The sequence below is a fragment of the Haliscomenobacter sp. genome (assembly GCF_041740695.1).
In the GTDB taxonomy this organism is placed as follows: domain Bacteria; phylum Bacteroidota; class Bacteroidia; order Chitinophagales; family Saprospiraceae; genus Haliscomenobacter.
Map to the genome: position 1 here is coordinate 38,160 of NZ_JBGSLK010000021.1, position 24,231 is coordinate 62,390.

Consider the following 24,231-nt stretch of genomic DNA (forward strand, 5'->3'; position numbering starts at 1 on the left):
GGTTGCCCCTACGGAATCGTAAAAATAAAACTTAAATCAATTTTTTTCAAAAAGAAAAAACTTAAATAGATATTTTTGAAGAAAATTTGTGCAAAAACAAGCGGAAAAACGTTTGAAATTTGTACTGTATTGGGAACACGTTTTCACCCCTTCAAGTTTTGAACACATGAGACCACATCATCGACTGTTTTTTACCAGACTTTGTTTCTTTGTCCTGCTCTTTATCAGTATTGCCTGTAAAAATCAAGTAGAAAAAGAGCCCGTTTCCGCTGAGGAGGACCCTATTGGTGCCATTGAAGACATGCTTGATGAAACCAAAGCCCTTGCAAAAGAAGAAGCCGCGGAGGTAGATGAAGAAACCCTTAAAACCCTGGAAAGTTTACGACAGGAGCATTTTGCTGAGGGCACCGCGGGCCAAAAATTGTATCAAGCCATTGATGCGGGTAAAGACTTGTCCATTGAAGTTTTTTTGTTCAAAACCTTGAATTTCGATGTGGATAAGGCTGAGGTATTGCCCAGTATGCAGCCAGAATTACAACAAGTCGCGAAAATTTTAAAAGCCTTTCCGAAATTCAAAATTGAAATAGGGGCCCATACCGAAGGGGTAGGTGATCTGATTTTGAACCTCACCCTTTCACAAGACCGCGCCAGCGCTGTGGTAGAGACATTGAGCAAAATGGGCATTGCCAAATCGCGCATGAGAGCCACTGGCTACGGCGATGAATACCCGGTAGCCGATGTGGAGATGATGGAGGGCCGGATGGCGAATGAACGAGTGGAGTTGACGTTTTTGAAAAAATAAGCCCAATTAAAAGCCCTGCCGCAGACTTATCTGTACATTCCGCAACTGTGGATCCGACCAATAAGGCCCTTCCACTCCCGGCAGCATCAAACCCGTCTCAAATTGTTCATTTTGCCCCCCTTTGCCCAGTACATTGATGCACTGTAAACTTAGACTGAAACGATTGTTCCAGCGCCGCTTACTCCAAAGGTACTTAAACCGTTGGGTATAGGTGACATCAAATCGCTGATAAGTTGAAGACTGTGCGGGTGTAGGAAAACTACTCAAATCGACCAGGTTTTGTGGGCTACGCACTAGGTAGTGCGCATTGAGCTGGGCCAGGCCACGCTTCCATTGTAAACGGAACTGGGCGGCGTGTTTCGCTTGCCAGGGTGTGTTAAGGTCCGGTGACCATTGTTCCCAGCGGTACATTATTTGGGTTTCTATTTTTCTAGCCGGATCGATTGTTCTATTCACTAGGGCTTCAAGGGCGTCGCGCCGCAGCTCGGGTGTAAAACTCCGGAAAACCAACTGACGCTTTGTACGATCTAGCTGTGTAATGATTTTGTCCTGAAACCAGGTACGATCCAACACCAATTTGAGCAATCCACCGTATTGAAAGGCTAGTCCAATTTTGTGGGCTACCTCGTAGGGCTTTGCTTCCCAACGCACGGCATAGCCATCTCGCAGACGATCCAGGTGGAAATTTAGCGGTTTATTCAAGCGTTGGCCGGAATTGCCAAAGGCGCTGAGCAAGTATTGTCGCTGGAAGCCAAAACTCCAGTTGACCTGTGCAGCGGGCCGCCAGGCCAGATTTTGCTGAGGTCGCTGTTCCACATTCAGGTGCCCCTTGGCGTTCAGACGGCTGTTGATGCCAATGCGCCATTCACTTGATACGCGCCAGTATTGATCCCGGAGCCGCAATTGTAAGGAATCGAGGGTTTCGGTGGCATGGTCTTTTACGTATTGCCAACTGAGTCTAAAATCAGCCTTTTTCAATTTTTGGGCATAGGTAAAAATATAGAGCTGTTGATTTTCTCGACCTTGATAGCGGTATCTTTGCCAATCCAGGTTTTGAGTATGTTGAGTTAGGGAGACGTTGAAACTCAATTGATAAGATTCCTGGTAATCAGGATACTTTATGCCGAAGCTACCCTGCCAATGCCGGGCATCCCGAATATGGCCAGGGATGAGGCTTGCATCCTGATTTTGATTGGGATCGATTGAACTGGAGCCGCCCCAATCTTTTGCGTTTAGGTAAAAACTATTGATACTAAACACAAGCTGATCAAAGTTTTTACTTAGTGCGTTAGAAGCCGTGAAACGCTGGCCAGGAGCATAATCCAGGAGTTGATTGTTGTTCGAGTCTGATTTTCTTCGGATTTGTTGATCAAATTGATGGACAGAGTGAAACCAACGATAACTAGGCGTATAAGTACTAAAAAAACTCCCTTCAACATTGCCAAATTGATCACTCATTAATGTAGCTTTAGATGGCTTTGTACTCTCCCCAGTGTAGGGAGAATGGATATCGATTGCCCCAAAAGCATCAACAAAAGCACTACTAGGCAAACTGTAGCGGGTAAAGGAATGCTGTGCCCAGGCTTGAGGGTATTGTTCCAACAGCACTTTTTTTCCAATGCCATCGTAAGGCAACTGAAACAAACTAATTTTATGGTCTTCCAAGCCTTGACCCAAATAGCTCAGCATGGGTGCCCGAAAAATGTGCTGTGCTTGACTGATCGTTACAGCCCAAAAGATCAAACAACAAATGGAAGCGTATTTTTTCATGTCCCGATGAATTGGCGAATGAGAATTGTTGTTCAATGCTACTTTTTGTGCACCGTGAATATGGCTTCTGATCGTGCAATCTCCCCCTGGTTACCAATGCCTTCAAGGATAACCCGGTAAGTGCCGTTGCTAGTTGGATGACGGAAATTGACGCTGCCCAGGCCGTTTTTTAAAACTACTTTGGGTGCCCAATAAATGGTTTTGTTGCGCAGTACTTCGTAATCTGGATCAGGTGTTGGCGACAAATCGGCAAATAAGCGGGTATAGAACATTTGTTTTTGATTGTCTACCTCCAGCATTGATTCCTCTACTTCCAATTCGAGTTGAAAATGAAGATATCGGTAATTTAAATTGCCCCCAATGTACAAGTCATCCCCCCACTCCCAGGCCCTGGGTAAATTCCGTTCTGGGAAACTGGTCAAAAAACCTGGACTGTATCTGTAGATGGAAACTCCACGTATTGGAAGAAGGTTTGCCAAGCGGGATCTTGGCTCGTACAATGATTTTGGAACCTTTCTTGCTCTGTACCCCAATTCGGCTACACTGGAAATGGGCCTAATAAAGGGCTGGGTAAAGTTGGTCAATCTGGCCGTATCATTGTGAACAACTGAAGGCCAAGGCCACTGTGTTTGGGGCAGCAGCAGCGGAGCACTGGGGTATACTCTTTTCATGTTCCGTAGTATTGCCACGATGGAAGGCGGGCTATTGATCAGCGTGTCAGGCAATACAAATTTGAAATACCCCAGTGAATCGGGTCGAATGATTTTTTTTTGCCCCTCCAGCCTAATTTTGGTTTGGGCAAGCAGTTTGGGTGGATACACATTTATCCGCCCTCGAATTTCCAGGAGCTTGGGAAAAGGAACCAAGTGTCCACTTTTTTGAGGATCAATATTGAGTATTTCCTTCCAACTAAACTTACGCCAGCCGTGCGTGAGCATCACCAAATCCAGTGCTGCGGGCGCTTTGGGCTCATCGGGGTTAAAATAAAAGGCTGGGGCTTCAATTTTTCCTTTCAACTCCGCACTCAGCAATAATCGAGACAGGATATTGTCGGCCTGATGATCGGTCATCGCCCAATATTCGTCATTCACTACCGCCAGGGAAAATAGTCCATCCAATGGAGCCCCGTTGTCATCGCTGGCTTTGATGTCAATTTTTACCTCGTCTTGTGATACATACGTTTGCTGGGTTTTGAGCTGCACCCTCGCCTGGCGCGCTTGATGCAAAAAGACCAAACGTTCAGCAAAAGGCCGCCCAGCTTCATCCAGTAAAAGCACCTGAGCAATACCCACTGGTAATTGGGAAATGGGTGTGCTCAGTTTGGTTTCGCCAGCAGGGATCATCCATTTTTGTTGCCAGACGATGCTGTCTTTGCAGCGCAAAAGTACCTGGGCCGTACCGGGATGGCGTTTCCAAACCACGACTGGAAGGGAATCCGAAGTAGGTAACTCAAGCCGCATTGCCAGCTCATCGTTACGGGCAATGGGTAGAAAAAAAGTATCCGGGAATCCTTCCACTTGAATGGCATAAGGTTCTCCCTTTTGAGGGGTAAAACTGAAGGAGCCCATCCCTCGATGGAAACTTTCAAAAGTCAATAAAGGCTGCTGCTGGCTGTTGAATAAAGTGCCCCTCCCAGCCAGGGATTTGCCCTGGCTGTCGCTTATTTTGAAGGCCACTTTTTGCTTAAAATCTGCAACCAGATCACCTCCTTCCGGGAAAAACTGCACCTGGATTTTTGATGGTGGCAGAGGAATGCTGTACTTATTAGATTCGGCAACATCGTTTGGTTTTTGAACCCATATTTTTTGCTCAAAAAACGCATCCTGCCCAAAATTGAAGAGCCAGGGGGTAGCGGCGCGCAAGGTGTAAATGCCTTCTTCCGCATCGTTAGGAATAAGGGCACAATTAGCCAGTTCATCCGGCAATACATTGAGATTCAATTCAAGCAGGATTTCGCCCTGTGGGTCGAGTAGCTGAACGCGAAGTTTGTTTTCGAGCCCATACTTGGGGCGATTGTGATCATCTGTTACATATGCCCTGAACCAAATCATATCCCCTGGCTCATATACTCGCTGGTCGGTGTGCAGGTACACTTTTTCAAAAGGCAAAATTTGACGGTAATGGTGTAACAAATTTACCCCTGATTCTTGAGCGATGCTTGAAACGGGGAGTAGGCAATAGAGTAAAATGGGCAGGAGTAGCTTCATAAACCAGTGTTTGGAAAACAGGATATAGCCAAGATATAAAATGCACAAATGGGCTGCAAGTTTTTTCACTCACAACCCATTTGTATCATAAAGTATCAGTAAGTCAGTAAATTCACAATAAATTACTTCTTCGCCAAAGCCTTGATCTTCTCCTCCAAATCCAACTCGTCGCCCGGATTGTAGCCAGTGTGCTCATACACAATGTTCCCTTTTTGATCGATCAAATAAGTCTGCGGTATGGTTTGGAAATTGAGCGCAGTTTTGAGTTGGTTGGCTGCATCACTCAGGAAGATGTAGGGCCAGCCTTTGGTGGTCACCATGGGTTTAACTTTGGGCAAATCACGTTGGGTATCGATGGTGACTGCCAAAAACTGCACGTCGTAATCCTCCTTCCAATCGCCGTATACCTCGGTGATCGCGTCCATTTCGCGCTTGCAAGGTGCGCACCAGGTGGCCCAAAAACTCAGGATGGTGATCTTACCGTTGCCTACATAACTTTTGATCTGCACACTCTTTCCATCCAGGGTTTTGACCGAGGCATCGGGCAATGTTTTGCTGCTTTGAGCCGAGAGCACAATCGTCAAAAGCGTCGCGGCGGCGAACATCCCGTATTTCATCATTTTCATCATCGCTGATTTTGTTAAGTTTGATGCATAAAAATAGCGGCTTTTAATTCAATACTGCACGCTACATCCCTGATTAAGTCACCACTAAGACAATTCCAAATGAACCGCTTAAGTATTCCGTTCGCTGTACTATTGCTGTTTCTCGCGTTTTTGCCCCTACAAATCGTGGCGCAAGATAATCCTTCCTCCAATGGCGGACAAATTTCCGGAAGCCTACAGACCAATGCCAATTTTTTCATCCGCGATTCCCTGATTGGTGCCGCCAATACGCCCCAGTACGACCGCCAACTCTACGGTGCCGAAGCTTGGCTCAACCTGAACTACAACAACTGGGGCTTCGATTTTGGTCTACGCTTCGATGCTTTTAACAACTCGAACCTACTCAATCCGACCGATTCTTACTCCGGCCAGGGCATTGGAATGTGGTTCATCAAAAAACAGGTCGACAAACTGGGTATTACTGCGGGTTACATCTACGACCAGATTGGCAGTGGCATCATTTTCAGAGCTTTTGAAGAACGCCCCTTGTTGATCGACAATGCCCTGATCGGCCTGCGTTTGGACTACAGCCTGGGTGAAAACTGGAAAATCAAGGGCTTTACCGGCAAACAACGCCAGCAATTCGACAGTTACCGCTCCATCATCAAGGGCGTGAACCTGGAAGGTTTTGTCAGTTCAAACGGTGAAAATGCCTGGACTTTAGCACCCGGATTCGGTATTGTCAACCGCACTCTGGACGATCAATCCATAAACTCCCTGGTGTCGGTATTGAATACCTATGGCGCAGACTACGTCTTTGTGCCCAAATACAATACCTATGCTTTCAGCGGCTACAATACCTTGAGCAAAGGCGCTTTCTCCTGGTATTTTGAAGGGGCCTATAAAACCCCTGACGCCCAAAACGACCCTTTTGCTGAAACCATCATCAGGCAGGACACCATCACAGGCGATCGTTTTATCCAAAAAGCGGGAACGGTTTTTTACTCCAATGTGAGTTATGCGGGTGAAAAATTTGGCCTTAGCCTGGAGGGCAAACGTACACAAAACTTCTCCTGGCGCACCCGCCCGCAGGAGCAGGCAAACCGGGGTACGCTGAATTTTATCCCTCCGATGGCACGTTCGAACACTTATCGCCTCACCTCACGGTACAATGCGGCTACGCAGGAATTGGGGGAGTTGTCTTTTCAGGCAGATTTGCGTTATGCGCCCAGCAAAAAACTGAGCTTTAATGTGAATGTGTCCAATATCCAAAATCTGGATGACGAGTTGCTGTATCGGGAAATTTATGCAGAAATGACACTGAAGATCAAACGCAACACCACCATCATCGCCGGGGTGCAACGCCAGGAATACAACCAGGAAGTTTTTGAAGTAAAACCCAATGTGCCGTTGGTGAGAACCATCACGCCGTTTTTTGAATACCAATATAAATTTACACCGCGTAAACTGCTGCGGATTGAGGCACAGTACCTGTTTATGAAAGAAGATCCGAGTGTGGAATTGGGTGCCGATTTTGGCTCCTGGGCCTGGATACAAGCGGAATATACCTTAGCCCCGCATTGGACTTTTGCAGCCGCCAATATGTTCAATGCCATGCCAGGTGTGGCAAGTCCGGTGGAGAATGGCAAACGTAAAGCCCTCTACTACCCGCGCTTCGACGTGTTTTACACCATCAAGTCAAACCGTTTTTCACTGAGTTACATCAAACAAGTGGAAGGAGTAGTATGTACAGGTGGGATATGCCGTTTGGAGCCGGCATTTAGTGGGTTTCGTTTTGCGGTGACCAGCACCTTTTGAAAAATGGTTGAGAAGTTGAGAAAGTTTAGGCTACCGCAGTGGCCTGAACGAGGACTTTGTCTAAGTCGCTGCGGTAGCCTAAACCTCCCTAAACCTTCTCAACCTCCTAAACGCTTAAGACCTTGGTCCGTCGATATTTGAAGCAGGCTGTTGCTGCTGAGCTTTGTTGTCAGCTTCACGTATTCCTTCCTTCAATTCAGACTCAATAGTAGATTTGGCAGCGTTGAATTCCCGGATCCCTTTGCCGATACCACGCATCAGTTCTGGAATTTTTCTACCACCAAATAAAAGCAGGATCGCGAAGAAAATCAATAGGACTTCCGATCCACCAAGTGCAAACAATAACATCATTGTTGTCATGACGATCTTTTTTTTTGAATGATCTATGGATTCTCTTTCGAAAATCCTTGATAAGCACCCACAAGGGATGCTCTAATGTTAGACAGCCCGCAATGTACGAAGGTTTAAGCAGTGCCGCCAGAAAAAATACGCTGAAACGGGCAGAACTTTGACGTAAAGCGGGCATTTTTTCAAGTACTTACTTTTTCAAGCCGATTTCACGCAATCTTTCATCCAGGTATTCACCTGCCGTAATTGGCTCGTAATGAAGCGGATTGTCGGCGGTTACACAGGAGGACAAACAGCTCAAATCCATGTCACTGACCGGATGTAGGAAGAAAGGAATCGACAAACGGGGCAAGTGCCACTCTTCTCGGGGAGGATTCACTACCCGGTGCGTAGTTGACTTCAGGTAATTGTTGGTCAAACGTTGCAACATGTCACCTACGTTGATCACAATTTCGTCTTCCTCGGGCACGATGGCCATCCATTTTTCCTCCTTGCTCAGTAGCTCCAAACCGCCTGCGGAAGCCCCAACCAGCAGTGTAATCAGGTTGATGTCTTCGTGTTGTTCGGCGCGGATGGCGGATGCTGGCTCATGAGCAATGGGCGGATAAAAAATGGAGCGTAGGATGCTATTGCCGTAGGTGATCTGGGAATCAAAATAGCCTTCGCCCAGATTCAGATGAATGGCGATGGCTTTCAACAATTGTGCCCCCGTGCTTTCAAAAGCGCGGTACAGTTGAAAACCCAAAGAAGCAAAAGCAGGCTCTTCCGTGGTTTGTACGTTATCAGGATATTTCGCTTTGGCCGGATGACCCGCGGGCACTTCCTGGCCAATTTGGAAAAACTCTTTCAAGTCGGCTACTTGCGACTGTTTGGCGTGTTCTTTACCAAAAGAAGTATACCCGCGTTGTCCGGCCATACCGGGCACTTCGTACTTTTTTTTGGTCTCTTCTGGTAAGGCAAAAAATCGTTTGGAAGCGGCATAAAAATCGTCAATCAAACTTTTGGGGATACCGTGATTGACAACGCCCACAAAGCCAATGTTGTGAAAGGCATCGCCCAGCTCTTGTACAAAAGCCGTACGTTCTGCCGCAGAACCATTGACAAACACGGAAAGGTCAACTAATGGAATTGCGCGTTTCATGTTGGTTTTTATTAGACTTGCAGTGAAGGGAGCGCATGAGCTCTTTTACCGAAAGTCTGTTATAATTTGGGCTTGTAACGAGCCCGTTTAAGAATCGTTTGGCTATCGGTCAGGCGGAATAGTTCTTTCAAAGGGGTGTCGGGGTTTTGCTCCATGTAGGCTTTGATGATCTGCCAACCCAACCAATCGCCGGTACGACCAGGCGCTTCGGCGGGCATCCCCGGTGAATTGGGGCTATACTCCACAAATTTGCGAATCTTTTGCCATTCAGTGTTGTAAAGCAGGTTTTGTTGTAAAAAATAAGCCCAAATGTTGTTCTCGTTTTCGTTCAGCCATTTCCACTGACTGGTCGAAACTTCCATTTTGGCCGTATCGGCGGCGTAAGGCAACAAAAGATCGAGCAGGTACATTTTTTTGCCATTGTGGATCATGTGATCGAGCAGCGTTTCACCCGCCGGGGCATCGCCCACAATGTCCGTAACCAGTGGCCAGAGGGTTTTGACCGCAATGTGTTCTTGGTTAAAAGTACGGGTCAGGTACTGCGAAAAATTGGGATTGTCGGGGTTGTAATCCAGATAAGGGTATTTTTCGCCCAAAAAGAAATCGAGACCAATGGCCAGGTCGTCGTTGGCATACACAAAATTACCGATGGAATACTCAGAGATAAAAGTGGTCAGGGTCGGGACCTTTCGCTCGGGGAAATAGTACTTGTAGTAGCGGAATGCTTCCTCCAGTTGCTGGATGCTTTCCTTTGGCAACTCGGGATAAAGCACCTGACAGGTGTCGTACAGGTGGTGTACAGCGGGGTGAGTGATAAAGCCTTTGATGAAAGCCACTTCGCCCTCAGGTGCCACGTCTTTCGAGGTAGACCCTAAAATGTTGTCAAAATAGATTTTGGCAAACGCGCCATATTTTGACTTCAAAAAAGGCAACTCTTCTGCCAGTTTATTCGTATCCAGTTTGAATAAGTCCTGCTCAAAGCGGCGAACTTTCAATTTTACAGGCGAAATGCCGGATACATCAGGTAAATCATCACGTTTGTCAGACTTACAGCCTGCAAAAAACGTTAATACACAGAATAAAACCAAAACGTTCTGCCAACTCATACCGGATTAGACTTTTTTTTTATTGCTTAGAACCTAAATTTGTTGTCGAGAGGTTTAGAAGTTGAGGATTTGAGTTAATCGCTGCGTCTAAGTCGCTCGCGATAGCATCAATTGCTTAACTCCTCAACTAACCAACACAAAACAATCAAAATATGAAAAAAATTATTGCAGTAGCAGCATTTTTATGCATCGCGCTAACGCAGTTGTCTGCCCAGTTTGAAGATGTAAGGTTTGGATTTCAACTAAGCCCCGCTTTCACCGGTATGAACACTGACAACAAAAACATCAACCGAAATGGTACAAATCTGGGCCTCAAACTGGGGATGATGACAGAATTGTACTTTCGGCAAAACTACGCTATTTCTACCGGAATTGGCTTTGCGTTCAATCATGGTGGATCGCTGACTTATGAATACGGCGGGAAATATTGGGTGCAGTCGGATTTGGGCCCAGGTTTAGATACCCTGCCCGCTGGTGTAAAACTCAAACACAGCTTACAGTTTATCGAAATTCCCATGTTGGTGAAAATGCGGACGCGGGAATTTGGTCGGATGCGGTACTTCCTCGAACCCGGGGTGTTCCTCAACTTTAAATCCAAATCGACCGGCAGCATCGAAGGGCGTGGCGTCGGCGCCGACGCCGAAAAAATCAACATCAAAAAGGACATCAATGGCATCAGTATGCTTTGGGGAATGAATGGTGGGATTGAATACAGCCTGGCTGAAACTACATCTCTGGTGGCAGGCATCGGCTTTCAATCGGGGTTTACCGACTTAACCGAAGACAAAGGCACCATTTTTGACCCCACAGGCAACAAACGAGACAATTCCAAGGCAACGGGGAGCGCGATTGTGCTGAAGTTGGGGATTATTTTTTAGGAAAATTAGGAAGCTCGAGGGATGAGGCATCCTTTGAATCTCGATAAATGTTGAAGGGTTGAAATGAAATTTGAATGTTTATAAGTAGACGAGACAAATGGTCTTTTATACCAACTAACTTTCAGACTGCATTTCAACCCTTCAATATTTCAACTATGAATTACATTCCATAATCATCGTGGTGATGGTGGTGTCCGCCACCGCCTCCGCTCTGCTTCGCTGGTTTGTCGCTGATCGCAGCTTCGGTAGTCAACACCATACCGGAGATCGAAGCGGCATTTTCCAGGGCTACGCGGGTAACCTTGGCGGGGTCAATTACCCCAGCGCCCATCAGGTCTTCGTATACGTTGGTGCGGGCATTGTAGCCGTAGCCACTTTTGCCATTGAGTACTTTTTGGAGTACGACGGAGCCTTCTACACCCGCGTTTTCAGCGATGTTGCGCAGGGGCGATTCCAGGGCTTTGCGCACGATGTCGATGCCGATGTTTTCGTCTTCGTTTACGCCTCTCAGGTCGGTCAGCGCTTTGATGGCGCGTACCAGTGCTACTCCTCCACCTGCTACAATGCCTTCCTCGATGGCGGCACGGGTAGCATGCAAGGCGTCGTCAGCCCGGTCTTTTTTCTCCTTCATTTCCATCTCGGTAGCCGCACCGATGTTCAGTACTGCTACACCACCCGCCAATTTAGCCAGGCGCTCCTGTAGTTTTTCACGATCGTAGTCGGAAGTAGTGATTTCAATTTGGGAGCGGATTTGACCAACGCGGCCTTTCACTGCATCCTCCTCTCCCTTTCCGTTTACAATGGTGGTGTTGTCTTTATCTACTGTGACCCTTTCGGCCTGGCCGAGCATGGTGATGTCGGTATTTTCGAGGGTGTAACCTTGCTCCTCGCTGATCACGGTACCCCCGGTCAGAATGGCGATGTCTTCCAGCATGGCCTTGCGGCGGTCGCCAAAGCCCGGGGCTTTTACGGCTACCACATTCAGAACCGAGCGCAGGCGGTTAACCACTAGAGTACTCAGGGCTGAACCATCCACATCTTCGGCGATGATCACCAATGGGCGGCTCATTTGAGAGGTTTTTTCCAAAATCGGCAGGATGTCCTTGACGTTGGAAATCTTTTTATCGTGAATCAGGATGAAAGGATTGTCGTATTCGGCCACCATGTGCTCGGTATCGGTCACGAAGTAGGCCGAGAGGTAGCCGCGGTCGAATTGCATTCCGCTTACTTCTTTCACAAAGGTTTCGGTGCCTTTGGCCTCTTCAATGGTGATGACGCCGTCTTTGCTTACGCGCTTCATGGCGTCGGCAATCAGTTCACCAATTTCTTCGTCGTTATTGGCTGAAATGGTGGCTACTTGTTTGATTTTACTGTAGTCGTCGCCTACTTGTTCGGCTTGCTCCTTGAGGTGGGCAACTGCGGCCTTGACGGCTTTGTCGATGCCCCGTTTGAGGTCCATGGGGTTGGCACCGGAGGTCACACATTTAAAACCTGCATTGATCAGGGCTTGTGCCAAAACAGTGGCAGTAGTGGTCCCATCACCTGCCGCATTGGCCGTTTTGGAAGCTACTTCTTTGATGATCTGGGCACCCATGTTTTCGAGTGCGTCTTCCAGCTCTATTTCTTTGGCTACGGTTACCCCATCTTTAGTGACTTGGGGTGCACCGAATTTTTTTTCAATCACCACGTTGCGGCCTTTGGGCCCGAGGGTTACTTTAACTGCATTAGCCAGTTTATCTATGCCTCTTTTGAGCTTTTCCTGAGCGGCATTGCTGAGGGTAATTTCCTTTGCTGCCATAATGGTTTTGATTTTATTTTTCTGGAAGAAATAAGCGAATTGAAGCGCTGTAATGCTACAGCGGCTCACCTGCTGTTGTCAAAGGTTGTGCCAAGCGCGGAATAATCGACTGCTTTGCCATTTTGGCAGGTAGAATGTCAGTTGAAAGGAAACTTTTTCCAAAAAATGAGGGTTCATTCGGGCGAAAGCTACCTATTTTTGCCGCCTCCAAATCACACCTGCTATGTTCAAGTCCATTGCCCGCAATCCCTATATTTCCCTTTTGACTACAGCCTGGAAATATGCCCGCGAAGAACGTTGGCGTTATTTGGTTGTGTATGGCATGTTTATGGCCAACAATTTAATTGAGGCCTGTTTGCCCATTGCTTGGGGCTGGTTCATCAATGAAATACAGCAAAAAGGCGTCGACGTGTTCAAATCCCTTTGGTTGTACGTTGGGGCTTATCTGGTCTTGCATTTCAGTGGCTGGGTCTTTCATTTTTTTGCCCGGATTATGGAGCGAAGCATTGCTTTTAATTTGAGTCGAAATTTCCTGCAAGAAATGTACCACAAAGTGCTGCACTTAACCGTAAAATGGCATCAGGATAACCACAGCGGGATTACGATTAACCGAGTTCGCAAAGCTTATGAAGCGCTCAAAGAGTTTTTCCAAAACGGCTTCATGTACATTCACGCTTTCACCAAATTCATTTTTTCATTTGCAGCAATGCTCTATTTCTCGCCCTTGTTTGGGTCAATTGCCATCGTGTTAGGGGTGATAGCCATTTATATCATTTTCAAATTCGACAAACCTTTGATTAAATACCAGCGTGAAACAAACGAGCGAGAGCATGTCGTTTCTGCAAACCTTTTTGATAGCCTTTCTAATATTGTTACGGTTATCACCTTGCGGCTGGAAAAACGGATGGAAAGTGGTTTGATGCAAAGGGTTGCTGAGATTTTCCCTCCATTCCGGCGCAAAATTATGATCAACGAGCTAAAATGGTTTACCGTTGACGGGATTGTAGCCATTATTTATTGTACCATCATCGTGGGGTACATCTATCAAACTTATGTTCCGGGCGAACTCTTACTCATTGGCGGCATCGTCACCTTGATGAGTTATGTTCAGCGTTTCACTAGTGTTTTTCACGATATTGCCTGGCAGTATAATCAGGTTGTCAATCAGCACACTGATGTACAAACTGCACAAAATATCTTTGACGCTTACGAAAAGCAACACCTGCCCGAATCCGCAGCACCCTTGCCCCAACGCTGGCAAAAAATTCAAATTAAGCAGCTCAACTACATTCATGAACTGGACGGCATACCCGTCGAAGGCCAGTATCGCCCCGGGCTGCACGATCTAAACATCGAAATTGCGCGCGGCAAACGGATCGCGCTAATTGGTGAAAGTGGCAGTGGTAAAAGTACCTTGCTGGCGCTGATGCGGGGTTTGTATCCACCTAAACCAGGTTTGCATTTGATGGCAGATGGCAACAATTACGATAAGCTAGACGTGCTTTCCGACTACATCACCCTCTTCCCGCAAGAGCCCGAAATTTTTGAAAACACCATCGAATACAACATCACCTTAGGCTTACCCTTTAGCAAAGAGGAAGTAATGAGGGTGTGTGAAACGGCGCATTTTTTGGAGGTCGTAGAGCAGTTGCCTTCGGGCCTGGAGTCCAACATCCGCGAAAAAGGGGTAAACCTTTCCGGTGGGCAAAAACAGCGCCTAGCGCTGGCGCGTGGAGTGCTGGCGGCCAGAGACAGCGACATCATTTTGTTGGACGAGCCCACGAGCAGCGTAGATCCCAAAACCGAATTGCTGATTTACGAGCGCATGTTCCAGGACTTTTCAGACAAAGCAATTGTATCGGCGCTGCACCGCTTGCACTTGTTGGTGCACTTCGACTACGTTTATGTGATGGAGAATGGCCGAGTAGTGGATGAAGGTACCTTTGAGTATTTGCGGGAGCATAGCGCGGTATTTCAGGAGATGTGGAAGCATCAGGAGCAGGCGGGGGTGCTTTAGGTATACCGTTGAGTGCCATTCTAAGGTGCTACTTAAGTGTCTAAGGTTTCTTAGGTGGTGAAATATGCTTCTCTGAGCTCTTTTTTTTACCACCTAAGAAACCTTAGACACCTAAGAGGCACCTCAGTTGTGTTTGCACCAGATTAGAAAATCTTGCTTAATTCCCATCCAGCAAATTCCCCAAAGTTCCCAAAATACTGCCTTCATCCTTGCCACCTTTGCCATAATGCCGCGAAGCTTGCAGCACCCGATCGGCTAAGCGACTGAAGGGCAAAGACTGAATCCAAACCGTACCCGGGCCTTCCAGACGGGCGAAGAAAATGCCCTCTCCGCCAAAGATCATGTTGCGCACGCCGCGCACCATCTCGATGTCGTAATCCACGTCGCGGGTGAAGGCCACCAAGCAGCCTGTATCAATTTTGAGCACTTCGCCCAGTTCTAGCTTTTTTTCAATGATGCTGCCTCCAGCGTGCACAAAGGCCATGCCATCACCTTCCAGTTTTTGCATGATGAAGCCTTCGCCACCAAAAAAGCCTCGGCCCAGTTTTTGGGAAAACTCAATGCCGACCGAAACACCCTTGGCCGCGCAAAGAAAAGCGTCCTTTTGGCAAATGATTTTTCCATCCAGTTGGCTCAAATCGAGTGGAATGATTTTGCCGGGGTAAGGTGCCGCAAAAGAAGCCCGTTTTTTGCCATCTCCAGCATGGGTATAAGCCGTCATAAAGAGGCTTTCGCCAGTTATGAGCCTTTTTCCTGCTGAAAGTAATTTTCCGAAAAGGCCTGAGCCCTCCGATTGGCTGCCATCGCCGAAAATGGTGGCCATTTCAATCCCATCGTCCATCATCATGAAGCTACCCGCTTCGGCAATGACGGTTTCCATAGGGTCGAGTTCAATTTCCACAAACTGCATTTCTTCGCCGTGGATGTGGTAATCGATGTCGTGTGCGCTCATAATAATTGATGGTATTTTTGGTGAATTTGTGTTTTATTACGCTAAAATAGAAGTATTGCCGACAGCCGGCAGCAAGTTTTAGACTTTGAGCTGTTATAGATAGACGGGCAGTGAATTTTTTTTTATTTTACATGCAACCCTTTTTAACACTCCTTGTCTTTCCCGTTATAACAAGTGGAAATAGGCGTGGAAGCCAAAAGAGATGAGAGGAAACCTAGCTCTTGAAACCCATAAGATCGTAAAATTGGATTACGTTAACACACACCGCGACCTGGTAGAAAAGTGTAAACGAGGCGACCGACAATCGCAGTTCGAGCTGTATCGACTGTATTCCAAGTCGATGTACAACGTTTGTTTGCGGATGGTGAAAGACGAATTTGAAGCAGAAGACGTTTTGCAAAACGCATTTTTGGACGTGTTTACCAAATTGAATACCTTCAAATTTGAGTCAGCAATCGGGGCCTGGATCAAACGCATCGTAATCAACAACTGCATTAATGCCCTAAAAAAGAGGCGTTTGCAGTTTAGCGAACTGGAAGATAAACATGGCAACATCCAGGATGATAGCCACCCAGATACAGCGGCAGAAGGATTAAGTGTAGAAGCAGTAAAACGAGCTCTTTTTGAATTGCCCGATGGCTACCGGGTGGTTTTTTCCCTCTACATGTTGGAGGGCTACGACCATCAGGAAATTGGAGAAGTCCTCGGCATCAGCGAGGCGACCTCCAAATCGCAGTACAGCCGGGCAAAACAAAGACTGAGAGACATTTTGAACCAGCAGAGTCTGGGATTGTATAAACGTTCTTAACAGGGAGCTGTCAGCAATCAGCTGTCAGCAATCAGTAGTTAGGCTTTGACTAATTATTGGAATCTCTGAAATCTTTTTTTGTTATGCAACGAGATGAATTAGAAAACTTTGTTTTGGACAAGCGCGAAGCTTTTGATGACGCGATTCCCAGTTTAAAGGTGTGGGCAGACATTGACCGGGCACTTAACAAGCCCTCCGTTAGTCAACCCCTCACTTTCCAGCGCTTTTTTAAAGTAGCTGCCGCAGTGGCAGCCATTCTGGTAGTTGGTGGTTTTGGTGGTAACGTTTTAACCCGCTGGCAACAAGCGGATTCGGCAGCCATCATTGAAAAAGTCAACCCCGAATACCTGGAAATGGAGCAATACTACCGCCAGCAAATCAACACCAAAGTCCAGCAATTGGCTCGTTATGAGCCCAATGGCACTTTCATGTCCGACATGAAAAAAATGGACAAGGTGATGGATGAGCTGAAGGAAGAACTCTGTGTAGCCCCCAAAGGGCAAGAGGAGGAAATTATTGCCACCATGATCCAGACCTATCAAATCAAAGTCGCTATTCTGGAGCGCGTTCTTGAGCAGATGCGGACGTCCAAACCGCAACCCAAAAAAACCACAAGCAATGAGGAAGTCAGCTTATGATTTGAAAAAACCTCTTTCAATGTTGTTGGTATGTACGATGATTGCCTGTTCACTTTGTGGCTTTACCACTTTCGGGGAATTTACCAAAACCATCAAGAGAGAGTTTGACATTTCGGCCAATGGCACCACTTACTTGAGCAACAAGTATGGAAAAATTGAAGTCAAAACCTGGGACAAAAATCGAGTTAAAATTGCCGTCACCATCGTGGTGAAGGAAGGCTCGGAAGAAGATGCCCAAAAAGTCTTTAATGCCATCACCGTTAATTTTTCCAACGGTGCCGATTATGTAAAAGCCGAAACTGCTATCGAGCAAATTCGTCGTTCCTGGCTTTGGGACGATGGCAAAGCCGATTACAAGATCAATTACGAAGTGTATGTTCCTGCGACCATCAACCTCCAGGTAGACCAACGTTATGGCGATGTATACCTCGCTTCGGTGAGTGGCAAAGCAAAACTATCGGTCAAGTACGGTAATTTCAAAACCGAATCGGTGGGTGATGGCTCCAATTTTGAGTTGGCTTATGGCAATGGCACCATCGCTCAGGCGCAGAATGCTTACGTTGGCCTAAGTTATTCAAAACTCACCGTCACGGAAGCCAATGACCTAACGGTGAACAGTGCCTACTCCGGCCTGAACGCGCCCAAGCTCAATTCATTGACCACTACCGCGAAATACGACAATTACAGCTTGGGCACCATAAAAAGCCTGAAGGCCACGGGGATGTACAGCAAGTTTGCCGCCACCAATGCGGGCAGCGTCAACATCAGCGGTCAGTACAATTCCGTGTCGATGGGTGAGATTTCCAAAAGTTTGGACCTCGATCTCAACTACGGCAGTTGCAATGTATCCTTTTCCAAGGGCCTCACCAATGCTTCCGTCAGAGCCAATTACACCGACGTAACCATGAAGGTGCTGCCTGATCTCTGCTGCTACCAGCTCGATGCCGCCGCCAATTATGCTGGCGTGCGTTACCCTCAAGCCATGAATGTCACCTATGAGGTACAAAAGCCCACTTCCCACGTCGTCAAAGGCCACGTTGGCAATAGCGACGCCCCGATGATCAAGGCTAGTGTGAATTATGGGGGGATCAAGGTGCTGGGCAACTAAAGTGAAAAGTGAAAAGTGAAAAGTGAAAAGTGAAAAGTGAAAAGTGAAAAGTGAAAAAAATGCACTTCCCTTTTCATTCCAAATTTTTAAGCAAAAAATCGTATAAAGCAGTTGAAAGGCTGCTGGTGTACCTGCTTTTCACTTTTCACTCTTCACTTTTCACTTAATTCGTTTCCAATTTTACTGATCTATATTTCCACATCCGCCATTTTAGCGAACGTAAGTTCCGCTGGAATGGCATTTTTATTTTACATTAGACCTGGAAAACGAACAATAATAGTGGGGCAAAAATAAATGTTCATTTTTCCTGAGCCAAAGGATTAGATAAGACACTTTAAATGAAACGTTTGCTCATCTAATCCTTTGGCAAAATGAACAATTTATTTTTTATCGCCCCAAACACGAAATCAGGTCAAATGAAGATAAAATTCTGCGGCGCGGCCCGGGAAGTCACCGGAAGTTGCCATTTAATTACCCTAGAGGATGGATTCAAAATTTTGTTGGACTGTGGCTTGTATCAGGGTGCCGACAAAAATCTGGAGGACTTTAATGCCCAATGGTTGTTTGATCCAGCAGACATTGATTGCCTGGTACTCTCCCACGCCCACATCGATCACGCCGGGCGCATCCCCAAGTTGATCAAGGATGGGTTCCGGGGCACCATTCACTCCACACACGCTACCCGCAGCCTGTGTAGTTTGATGCTGCTGGACAGTGCCATGATCCAGGAGCGCGAGGTAGAGTACAAACGCAAGCGCCAAAGCAAAAACCACAATTTTGACGACATCGCTTACGAAGAACCCATTTATACCCGCGAGGATGTGCACACTACGATGGAGCTGTTTACCTCCTATGCTTACGAAAAATGGTTTCAGGTGCATCCCAAGGTGGAGGTACTATTTCGGGATGCAGGGCATATTTTAGGCAGCGCCAGTATAAGTCTGAAGATTGAAGAAAAGGGGAAAGTGATCCATTTTGGATTCACTGGAGACGTTGGGCGCCCCAATCGACCTATCTTACGTGATCCACTCCCCATGCCAGAGATGGACTATATCATCTGCGAATCCACTTATGGCGACCGGGTACACGAGGCCTTACCAGCTGAAACCACTCATTTACTCAACATCATTCGGCATACTTGTGTAGAAAAAGGGGGGAAATTGCTCATTCCTGCGTTCAGTGTTGGGCGCACCCAGGAAATTGTTTACCTCCTGGATCAAATGGCCAATCAAGACCTTTTGCCCCGGATTCCGGTCTACGTGGATAGCCCTTTGGCGGTGAATGCCACCACCATTTTTGGTTCTCATCCTGAGTGTTTTGACAAAGAATTGTCGGAATACTTGACCATCGATGAAAACCCTTTTGGCTTTAACGGTTTGCACTACGTCCGCAAAACTGAAGACTCCAAAAAGCTTAATTATTCTACCGAAGCCAGCATTGTCATTGCTTCATCGGGCATGGCCAACGCCGGGCGCATCAAACACCATTTGTTTCACGGGATCGATGACCCCAAAAATACGGTATTGATCGTAGGCTACGCCGCTCCGTACACCCCGGCGGGTCGCCTGCGTGATGGGGCGAATGAGATCAAATTGTTTGGCGAATTCAAAGATGTAAAAGCGGATATTGAAATAATGGACTCCTTTTCGGCGCATGCGGACAAATTGGAATTGGTGGATTATCTGCGCAATCAAAAGAAATCTGCAAAAAAAATCTTTTTGGTCCACGGCGACTACGAAGTACAAAAATCTTTCCGGGGACTTTTACTCGGCGCAGGTTTTGCCGATGTAGAAATACCGGAACTGGGCCAGGAAATGGAGCTGTAATCGAGGACAAATTCGCACCAGCTGTTCCCACTCAGATTTTGTATACTATCGAACTTGAATCCACACAATACATTGATTATCAAAAATTAAATTTTACAAAAAGTATAGTAAGGTAACACCTTGATCATCCCGCACCGCCAGCCCAGCACTTGTTTCAGGGCTGGCGATGCTGTATATTCGTAGCAGTTTTGTTGCTCACCCACATTTTTCATTTCAAAAAAGAGTGCCATGAAAAAAATTTGGTGTGCCTTAGGCATGCTGGGGGTGGGTTGTGCTTTGTACGGACAAACCTTGGCCAAATGGACTTTTGAAAATGTCAGCTCAGCAGTTGCGTCCCTACCCATTCAAGCTTCATTCACGGCTTCATCTTGCAGTAATGCAGTAGCCTATCTTTCTGGTGGCAACAATGTTGGAACGCCCAATGCTTGCAGTGGTGAAAACGCCTGGGCAACCAATTTTTGGCCTACCTCCGATACCCATTCTGACGGGGATTGTATGGGGTTTACACTTACCGCCCGCACGGTGGATTTGATCATTTCAGGTTTTAGTTTTTCAGCCAATTTATCTTCCGGCAGTGGACCTCAGCAGTACATGCTTTCGTATTACACCAGTACGGGGGATTGGGGTTTGTTGAACAATGGCGGATTTGGTGCAGGAGGTTGTTCCAGTTATGGAGCAGCTTGTAGCATTTTGGTGCCTCAGGGCGCGAGCGTGGCCATCCAAATTCATCCATTTGCTCAAGACCCCAGTGCCATGGCCGCCACCTTGCGCGTTGACAATGTCGAAATCTCCGGTGCCCAGTTTTTACCCATAGACCTTTTATCTTTCACAGCTAAAGAAGAAACAGACCAAACGGTGCTGCTCAATTGGCAAACCGCGATGGAAAGTAATGTAGCCTACTTGGCCATCGAAAGGAGTGGAGACGCAAAAGTATTCCAGGAAATTACCCGACTACCCGGACAAGGTGACGGCTTTGAACTACGGGCTTACCAATTTAAAGATTTAAAACCTCTGGAAGCTTGTAATTATTACCGCTTAAAAATGGTCGATCGGAATAGCACTACGAGTTGGTCTGAAATCCGGGTGGTCTGTTTACAAAAGAGCAACTCATTTTATGCCAAAGTATATCCAAACCCTACCAACGACAAACTCCACCTGGTACTTCCCATTGATTTGGAGCAAACGCAGCTCAAGTTGATGGACTTGCGGGGCAAAAATTGGCCGATCCAGCGGCAAGGCAATCAATTGAGTCTGGCTGCTCTGCCTGCGGGTATCTATCTATTGCTTTGGAAGACGGATAATCGAACTGGCACCATAAGGGTTCATAAAACTTAATTGTCAGCTAGTTACAAGTATATTAAATAAAAATACAATTATTTTTTCGTAATTTGTCGATATGGCACTCTTTTTGGTTTAGGTAAAGGGACACCATTTTACTCATAAAACCAAAAACGAATGTGGGGAACCTTAAACAAAACCATTACTCCAAAGATCTGCGCCTTTGGCTGGCTATCTTGTCTCTCGCTTTGATCGGGGGAAGCATCTTTTTAAATTAAAAGTGAAAAATGAAAAATGAAAAATGAAAAATGAAGTTAAGGGTGATAACCAATGGTGTAATTGCTTTTCATTTTTCACTTTTCATTTTTCATTAAATCAGTCCTCTCGCCTTCAATTCCAAGTATTTATTAATGGTGTTGATGGAAAGGTCTTCGGGGCGGGTAAGGACTGATTGAATGCCGTATTGCCGGAGGGTAAGTACCATTTGGGCTTTTTCGCTGAGGTATTTGCGGGCCATGGTTTGCTGGTAAATGCCTTCAATGTCTTTAGCGTCTTGTTCGGCAAATTCGCGGATTTCGGTATTGTCAAAAAAGACGACGACCAGGAGGTGTCGGCGATTGATGCGCCGGAGGATCGGCAAAGCCCGGTCTAGGGCAAAAGCACTTTCAAAATTGGTAAACAATAAAATCAGGCTGCGACCATTGATGAGTTTGCTGCTGATGTGGAAAAGCAATTCGTAATTGGCTTCCAGTGGCCGTTCTTTTTCTTTGTACAGGGCATTGAGGATAAAATTTAACTGGGTGGGCCGATTGTCCGCTTTGATGGTTGCGCCAATTTTGTCCGAATAAGTAATCAAGCCCGCTTTATCGTATTTTTTGATGATGATGTTGGAAATGGCCAGGGTTGCATTGATGGCGTAATCCATCAGGCTTAGCCCTTTAAACGGCATGCGCATCACCCGGCTTTTGTCGATGATGCAATACACCTGTTGGGCCCGTTCATCTTCAAATTGATTGACCATCAAACCTTCCTTACGGCTACTGGCCTTCCAGTTGATGCTGCGAAAATCATCTCCTGCCACGTAGTTTTTGATTTGTTCAAACTCATAACTGTGCCCAATCCGCCGAATGTGCTTGATGCCATCGCGGGTAGTGGTGCGTTCAAAAGCCCTCATCTCCATTTGTTTCATCTGAATCACGGAAGGATAAACCGCCGCTTTCATGGGGCTTTGATTGAGCTGAATCCGCCGCTCCACCAGGCCAAATAAACCCGTAGCGTAACAGTTTGTCACCCCAAAACTGTATTCGCCCCGCTCTAGTGGCCGTAAATCGTAGCGGATGGAGGCCATTTCACCACCTTGGAGGGTAAGGCTTTGAATAAAATTGCGGGTTTGTAATTGTTCAGGAAGCTCGTCGATGACGTTGATGCGTAGGGTCAAATTGGAGTCGTTGTTCAAATCCAGGTAAACTGGATTTTCGTCTCCCAAACTCAACATGCGGGGCAAACGACGGACACCACTTAGGTTTACCCCAGCCTGAAACAGCAGCATCCAATCCGTCAAAACCAGGGCTAAGAAAATAAAAAGTAAAAATTGCCCGATCGGGAACAGGATGGGAATGGCAAAGCCCAGGGCCAAAACCAGGATTAGTAAGCCGCAGACGATAAAAAAACGAGATGGCAAAAAAGTTGATTTCACTAGGATGCGTTTACTTGTCGATGATGTCGTGTTTTAGAAGACGATGTTACAACTTTTTTAGGTTTTTCCCAAAAAAATGATCCACATCTCCAGGACTTGGGTACTCCTTTAAAAAAAGCTACTTTTGCACTTCAATTTTGTGGAATGAACAACTATATAAAAATCCTGGACTGGTACGTGATCAAAAAGTTTTTGTCCACCTTCTTTTTTACCGTGCTGATCTTTTTGATGATCGCGGTCATCCTGGATTTTAGTGAAAAAGTTGAAAAGTTCATCGAAGAGCCCATTACCACCAAGGAGATCGTACTGCAATACTATCCCAGTTTTATGTTGTGGATTGGTGGTCAGTTGTGGTCGGTCTGTACCCTCATTTCCGTGATTTTTTTTACCTCGCGGATGGCTTACAGCTCCGAGATCATTTCCATTTTTAATGCCGGGGTTAGCTTCAATCGCTTGATGCGGTCGTATTTTTTTGGAGCTGCCTTTCTGACCCTGCTGTATTTGCTATGCACCCACCTCATTATGCCCATTGGGGAAAAATACCGCCAGGACATCACCCACAAATACATCGACAAAAACGACGACAAAGGCAAGGCCACCAATATTCACTTGTTTGTAGCGCCGGGCACCAAAGTGTTTATTGGGTTTTACCGCAAAGACGACAGTACCGCCCGCGATTTTCGCATCGAACAATTTAAAAACCAACAACTGATCAGCTACACCAAAGCTGATCGGGCCGAGTTCATTCCCGAAACCCGCAAATGGCGATTGTGGGATTACAGTACACATCATTTTGACGGCTTGAAAGAGAGACTAGAGATGCACCTGTCCGAATCCAAAGACACTACCTTGAGTCTTTACCCCGAAGATTTTGTGGATTACTCCAGTCAACAAAGCATGATGGTCACCCCTCGGCTGATGCGCTACATCAACCAGCAAAACGCCCGCGGCGCTAGCAATACCCGCAAATACGAATTTGAATTGTACCGCCGAACCGCTGATCCGGTCACCATATTTATCCTCACCTTTATTGGTATGGCCATAGCTTCGCGCAAAGTGCGGGGTGGATTTGGGTTTCACCTGGCCTTGGGGATTGGGGTTGGAGCCATTTTTGTTTTTCTCTCCAAATTTACGAATGTATTTGCCCTCGGCCAAACCATCCCCGTATGGCTGGGTGCCTGGCTACCGAATATCATTTTTGCTTTTGTTGCCCTACGACTCATCCAGACCGCGCAGAAATAACCCGCCAATTTTGTTGAAGTAAAAAGTTAAACAAAAAGCTAGTCTTAAATCCAAGGCTGGCTTTTTGTCGTATTAATCCTTAGACTGGTGAGTATGAAATCGAAAATTCTGAAATTCAGACTTTATTTTTCATTTTTTTCTGAAAGAAAAGAAATGAAGAAAAGAGAATTAAATAAATAATAATCAATAAGTT

Annotated in this window: 20 protein-coding genes; 10 read left to right on the top strand and 10 right to left on the bottom strand. The window is 46.4% G+C overall.

The annotated features are described in order from the left end of the window. Nucleotides 1-166: 166 nt before the first annotated feature. Nucleotides 167-802: an OmpA family protein gene (locus tag ACEW9O_RS04510; protein WP_373548936.1), complete on the top strand. Its 636-nt coding sequence runs from the start codon at nt 167-169 to the stop codon at nt 800-802. Between the two features lie 6 nt (nt 803-808). On the opposite strand, the gene ACEW9O_RS04515 is transcribed toward ACEW9O_RS04510, so the two are convergent. The 3 genes from ACEW9O_RS04515 to ACEW9O_RS04525 form a co-directional block, all read right to left on the bottom strand. Beyond that, nucleotides 809-2,572, bottom strand: coding sequence for a hypothetical protein (locus ACEW9O_RS04515; RefSeq protein WP_373548937.1), 1,764 nt, complete (start codon nt 2,570-2,572; stop codon nt 809-811). A gap of 38 nt (nt 2,573-2,610) precedes the next feature. After that, a complete protein-coding gene (locus ACEW9O_RS04520) occupies nt 2,611-4,779 on the bottom strand; it encodes a hypothetical protein (RefSeq protein WP_373548938.1) in 2,169 nt (722 codons plus the stop codon). Nucleotides 4,780-4,901: 122 nt separating this feature from the next. Further along, the gene (locus tag ACEW9O_RS04525; protein ID WP_373548939.1) at nt 4,902-5,405 is read right to left on the bottom strand and encodes a TlpA family protein disulfide reductase; all 504 of its coding nucleotides are present in this window, start codon (nt 5,403-5,405) and stop codon (nt 4,902-4,904) included. Nucleotides 5,406-5,504: 99 nt separating this feature from the next. On the opposite strand from ACEW9O_RS04525, the gene ACEW9O_RS04530 reads away from it, so the two are divergent. Then, nucleotides 5,505-7,202, top strand: a complete 1,698-nt coding sequence (locus tag ACEW9O_RS04530) for a DUF6029 family protein (protein ID WP_373548940.1) — start codon at nt 5,505-5,507, stop codon at nt 7,200-7,202. A 114-nt stretch (nt 7,203-7,316) separates the two neighbouring features. Here the strand turns inward: ACEW9O_RS04530 and ACEW9O_RS04535 are convergent, their stop codons facing one another. From ACEW9O_RS04535 to ACEW9O_RS04545, 3 genes are all read right to left on the bottom strand, one after another. Next, entirely contained in the window at nt 7,317-7,562 is a 246-nt protein-coding gene (locus ACEW9O_RS04535) for a twin-arginine translocase TatA/TatE family subunit (RefSeq protein ID WP_373548941.1), read from the bottom strand. Between the two features lie 178 nt (nt 7,563-7,740). Beyond that, nucleotides 7,741-8,691 (bottom strand): isopenicillin N synthase family dioxygenase, encoded by a 951-nt coding sequence (locus ACEW9O_RS04540; RefSeq protein WP_373548942.1) that lies wholly within the window; start codon nt 8,689-8,691, stop codon nt 7,741-7,743. A gap of 59 nt (nt 8,692-8,750) precedes the next feature. Further along, on the bottom strand, nt 8,751-9,797 hold the full coding sequence (locus ACEW9O_RS04545) for a hypothetical protein (RefSeq protein ID WP_373548943.1): 1,047 nt from the start codon (nt 9,795-9,797) through the stop codon (nt 8,751-8,753). 152 nt (nt 9,798-9,949) lie between these two features. Between ACEW9O_RS04545 and ACEW9O_RS04550 the strand changes: the two genes are divergently transcribed. Then, nucleotides 9,950-10,675 (top strand): porin family protein, encoded by a 726-nt coding sequence (locus ACEW9O_RS04550; RefSeq protein WP_373548944.1) that lies wholly within the window; start codon nt 9,950-9,952, stop codon nt 10,673-10,675. A 160-nt stretch (nt 10,676-10,835) separates the two neighbouring features. On the opposite strand, the gene groL is transcribed toward ACEW9O_RS04550, so the two are convergent. Beyond that, on the bottom strand, nt 10,836-12,473 hold the full coding sequence (gene groL, locus ACEW9O_RS04555; protein WP_373548945.1) for a chaperonin GroEL: 1,638 nt from the start codon (nt 12,471-12,473) through the stop codon (nt 10,836-10,838). A gap of 223 nt (nt 12,474-12,696) precedes the next feature. Here groL and ACEW9O_RS04560 point away from each other — a divergent pair, with 223 nt between their 5' ends. Further along, nucleotides 12,697-14,490: an ABC transporter ATP-binding protein gene (locus tag ACEW9O_RS04560; RefSeq protein ID WP_373548946.1), complete on the top strand. Its 1,794-nt coding sequence runs from the start codon at nt 12,697-12,699 to the stop codon at nt 14,488-14,490. A gap of 157 nt (nt 14,491-14,647) precedes the next feature. On the opposite strand, the gene ACEW9O_RS04565 is transcribed toward ACEW9O_RS04560, so the two are convergent. Next, nucleotides 14,648-15,442 carry a TIGR00266 family protein gene (locus ACEW9O_RS04565; RefSeq protein ID WP_373548947.1) on the bottom strand — a complete coding sequence of 265 codons (795 nt, stop codon included), beginning with the start codon at nt 15,440-15,442 and terminating at the stop codon, nt 14,648-14,650. Nucleotides 15,443-15,644: 202 nt separating this feature from the next. On the opposite strand from ACEW9O_RS04565, the gene ACEW9O_RS04570 reads away from it, so the two are divergent. The 4 genes from ACEW9O_RS04570 (at nt 15,645) to ACEW9O_RS04585 (ending at nt 19,822) form a co-directional block, all read left to right on the top strand. Further along, a complete protein-coding gene (locus ACEW9O_RS04570) occupies nt 15,645-16,250 on the top strand; it encodes an RNA polymerase sigma factor (protein WP_373548948.1) in 606 nt (201 codons plus the stop codon). Nucleotides 16,251-16,333: 83 nt separating this feature from the next. After that, the gene (locus tag ACEW9O_RS04575) at nt 16,334-16,888 is read left to right on the top strand and encodes a hypothetical protein (protein ID WP_373548949.1); all 555 of its coding nucleotides are present in this window, start codon (nt 16,334-16,336) and stop codon (nt 16,886-16,888) included. A gap of 19 nt (nt 16,889-16,907) precedes the next feature. Next, nucleotides 16,908-17,996, top strand: a complete 1,089-nt coding sequence (locus tag ACEW9O_RS04580; protein WP_373548950.1) for a hypothetical protein — start codon at nt 16,908-16,910, stop codon at nt 17,994-17,996. A gap of 416 nt (nt 17,997-18,412) precedes the next feature. Further along, nucleotides 18,413-19,822 (top strand): MBL fold metallo-hydrolase, encoded by a 1,410-nt coding sequence (locus tag ACEW9O_RS04585; protein WP_373548951.1) that lies wholly within the window; start codon nt 18,413-18,415, stop codon nt 19,820-19,822. Nucleotides 19,823-19,908: 86 nt separating this feature from the next. Here the strand turns inward: ACEW9O_RS04585 and ACEW9O_RS04590 are convergent, their stop codons facing one another. Next, nucleotides 19,909-20,052, bottom strand: a complete 144-nt coding sequence (locus ACEW9O_RS04590; protein ID WP_373548952.1) for a hypothetical protein — start codon at nt 20,050-20,052, stop codon at nt 19,909-19,911. Between ACEW9O_RS04590 and ACEW9O_RS04595 the strand changes: the two genes are divergently transcribed. Continuing rightward, the gene (locus ACEW9O_RS04595; protein ID WP_373548953.1) at nt 20,051-21,157 is read left to right on the top strand and encodes a T9SS type A sorting domain-containing protein; all 1,107 of its coding nucleotides are present in this window, start codon (nt 20,051-20,053) and stop codon (nt 21,155-21,157) included. The two genes, ACEW9O_RS04590 and ACEW9O_RS04595, sit on opposite strands and share 2 nt — an antisense overlap. Before the next feature lie 313 nt (nt 21,158-21,470). Here ACEW9O_RS04595 and ACEW9O_RS04600 read toward each other — a convergent pair whose 3' ends face one another. After that, nucleotides 21,471-22,796 (bottom strand): DUF58 domain-containing protein, encoded by a 1,326-nt coding sequence (locus ACEW9O_RS04600; protein WP_373548954.1) that lies wholly within the window; start codon nt 22,794-22,796, stop codon nt 21,471-21,473. 144 nt (nt 22,797-22,940) lie between these two features. On the opposite strand from ACEW9O_RS04600, the gene ACEW9O_RS04605 reads away from it, so the two are divergent. After that, nucleotides 22,941-24,038: an LptF/LptG family permease gene (locus ACEW9O_RS04605; RefSeq protein ID WP_373548955.1), complete on the top strand. Its 1,098-nt coding sequence runs from the start codon at nt 22,941-22,943 to the stop codon at nt 24,036-24,038. Nucleotides 24,039-24,231: the final 193 nt, after the last annotated feature.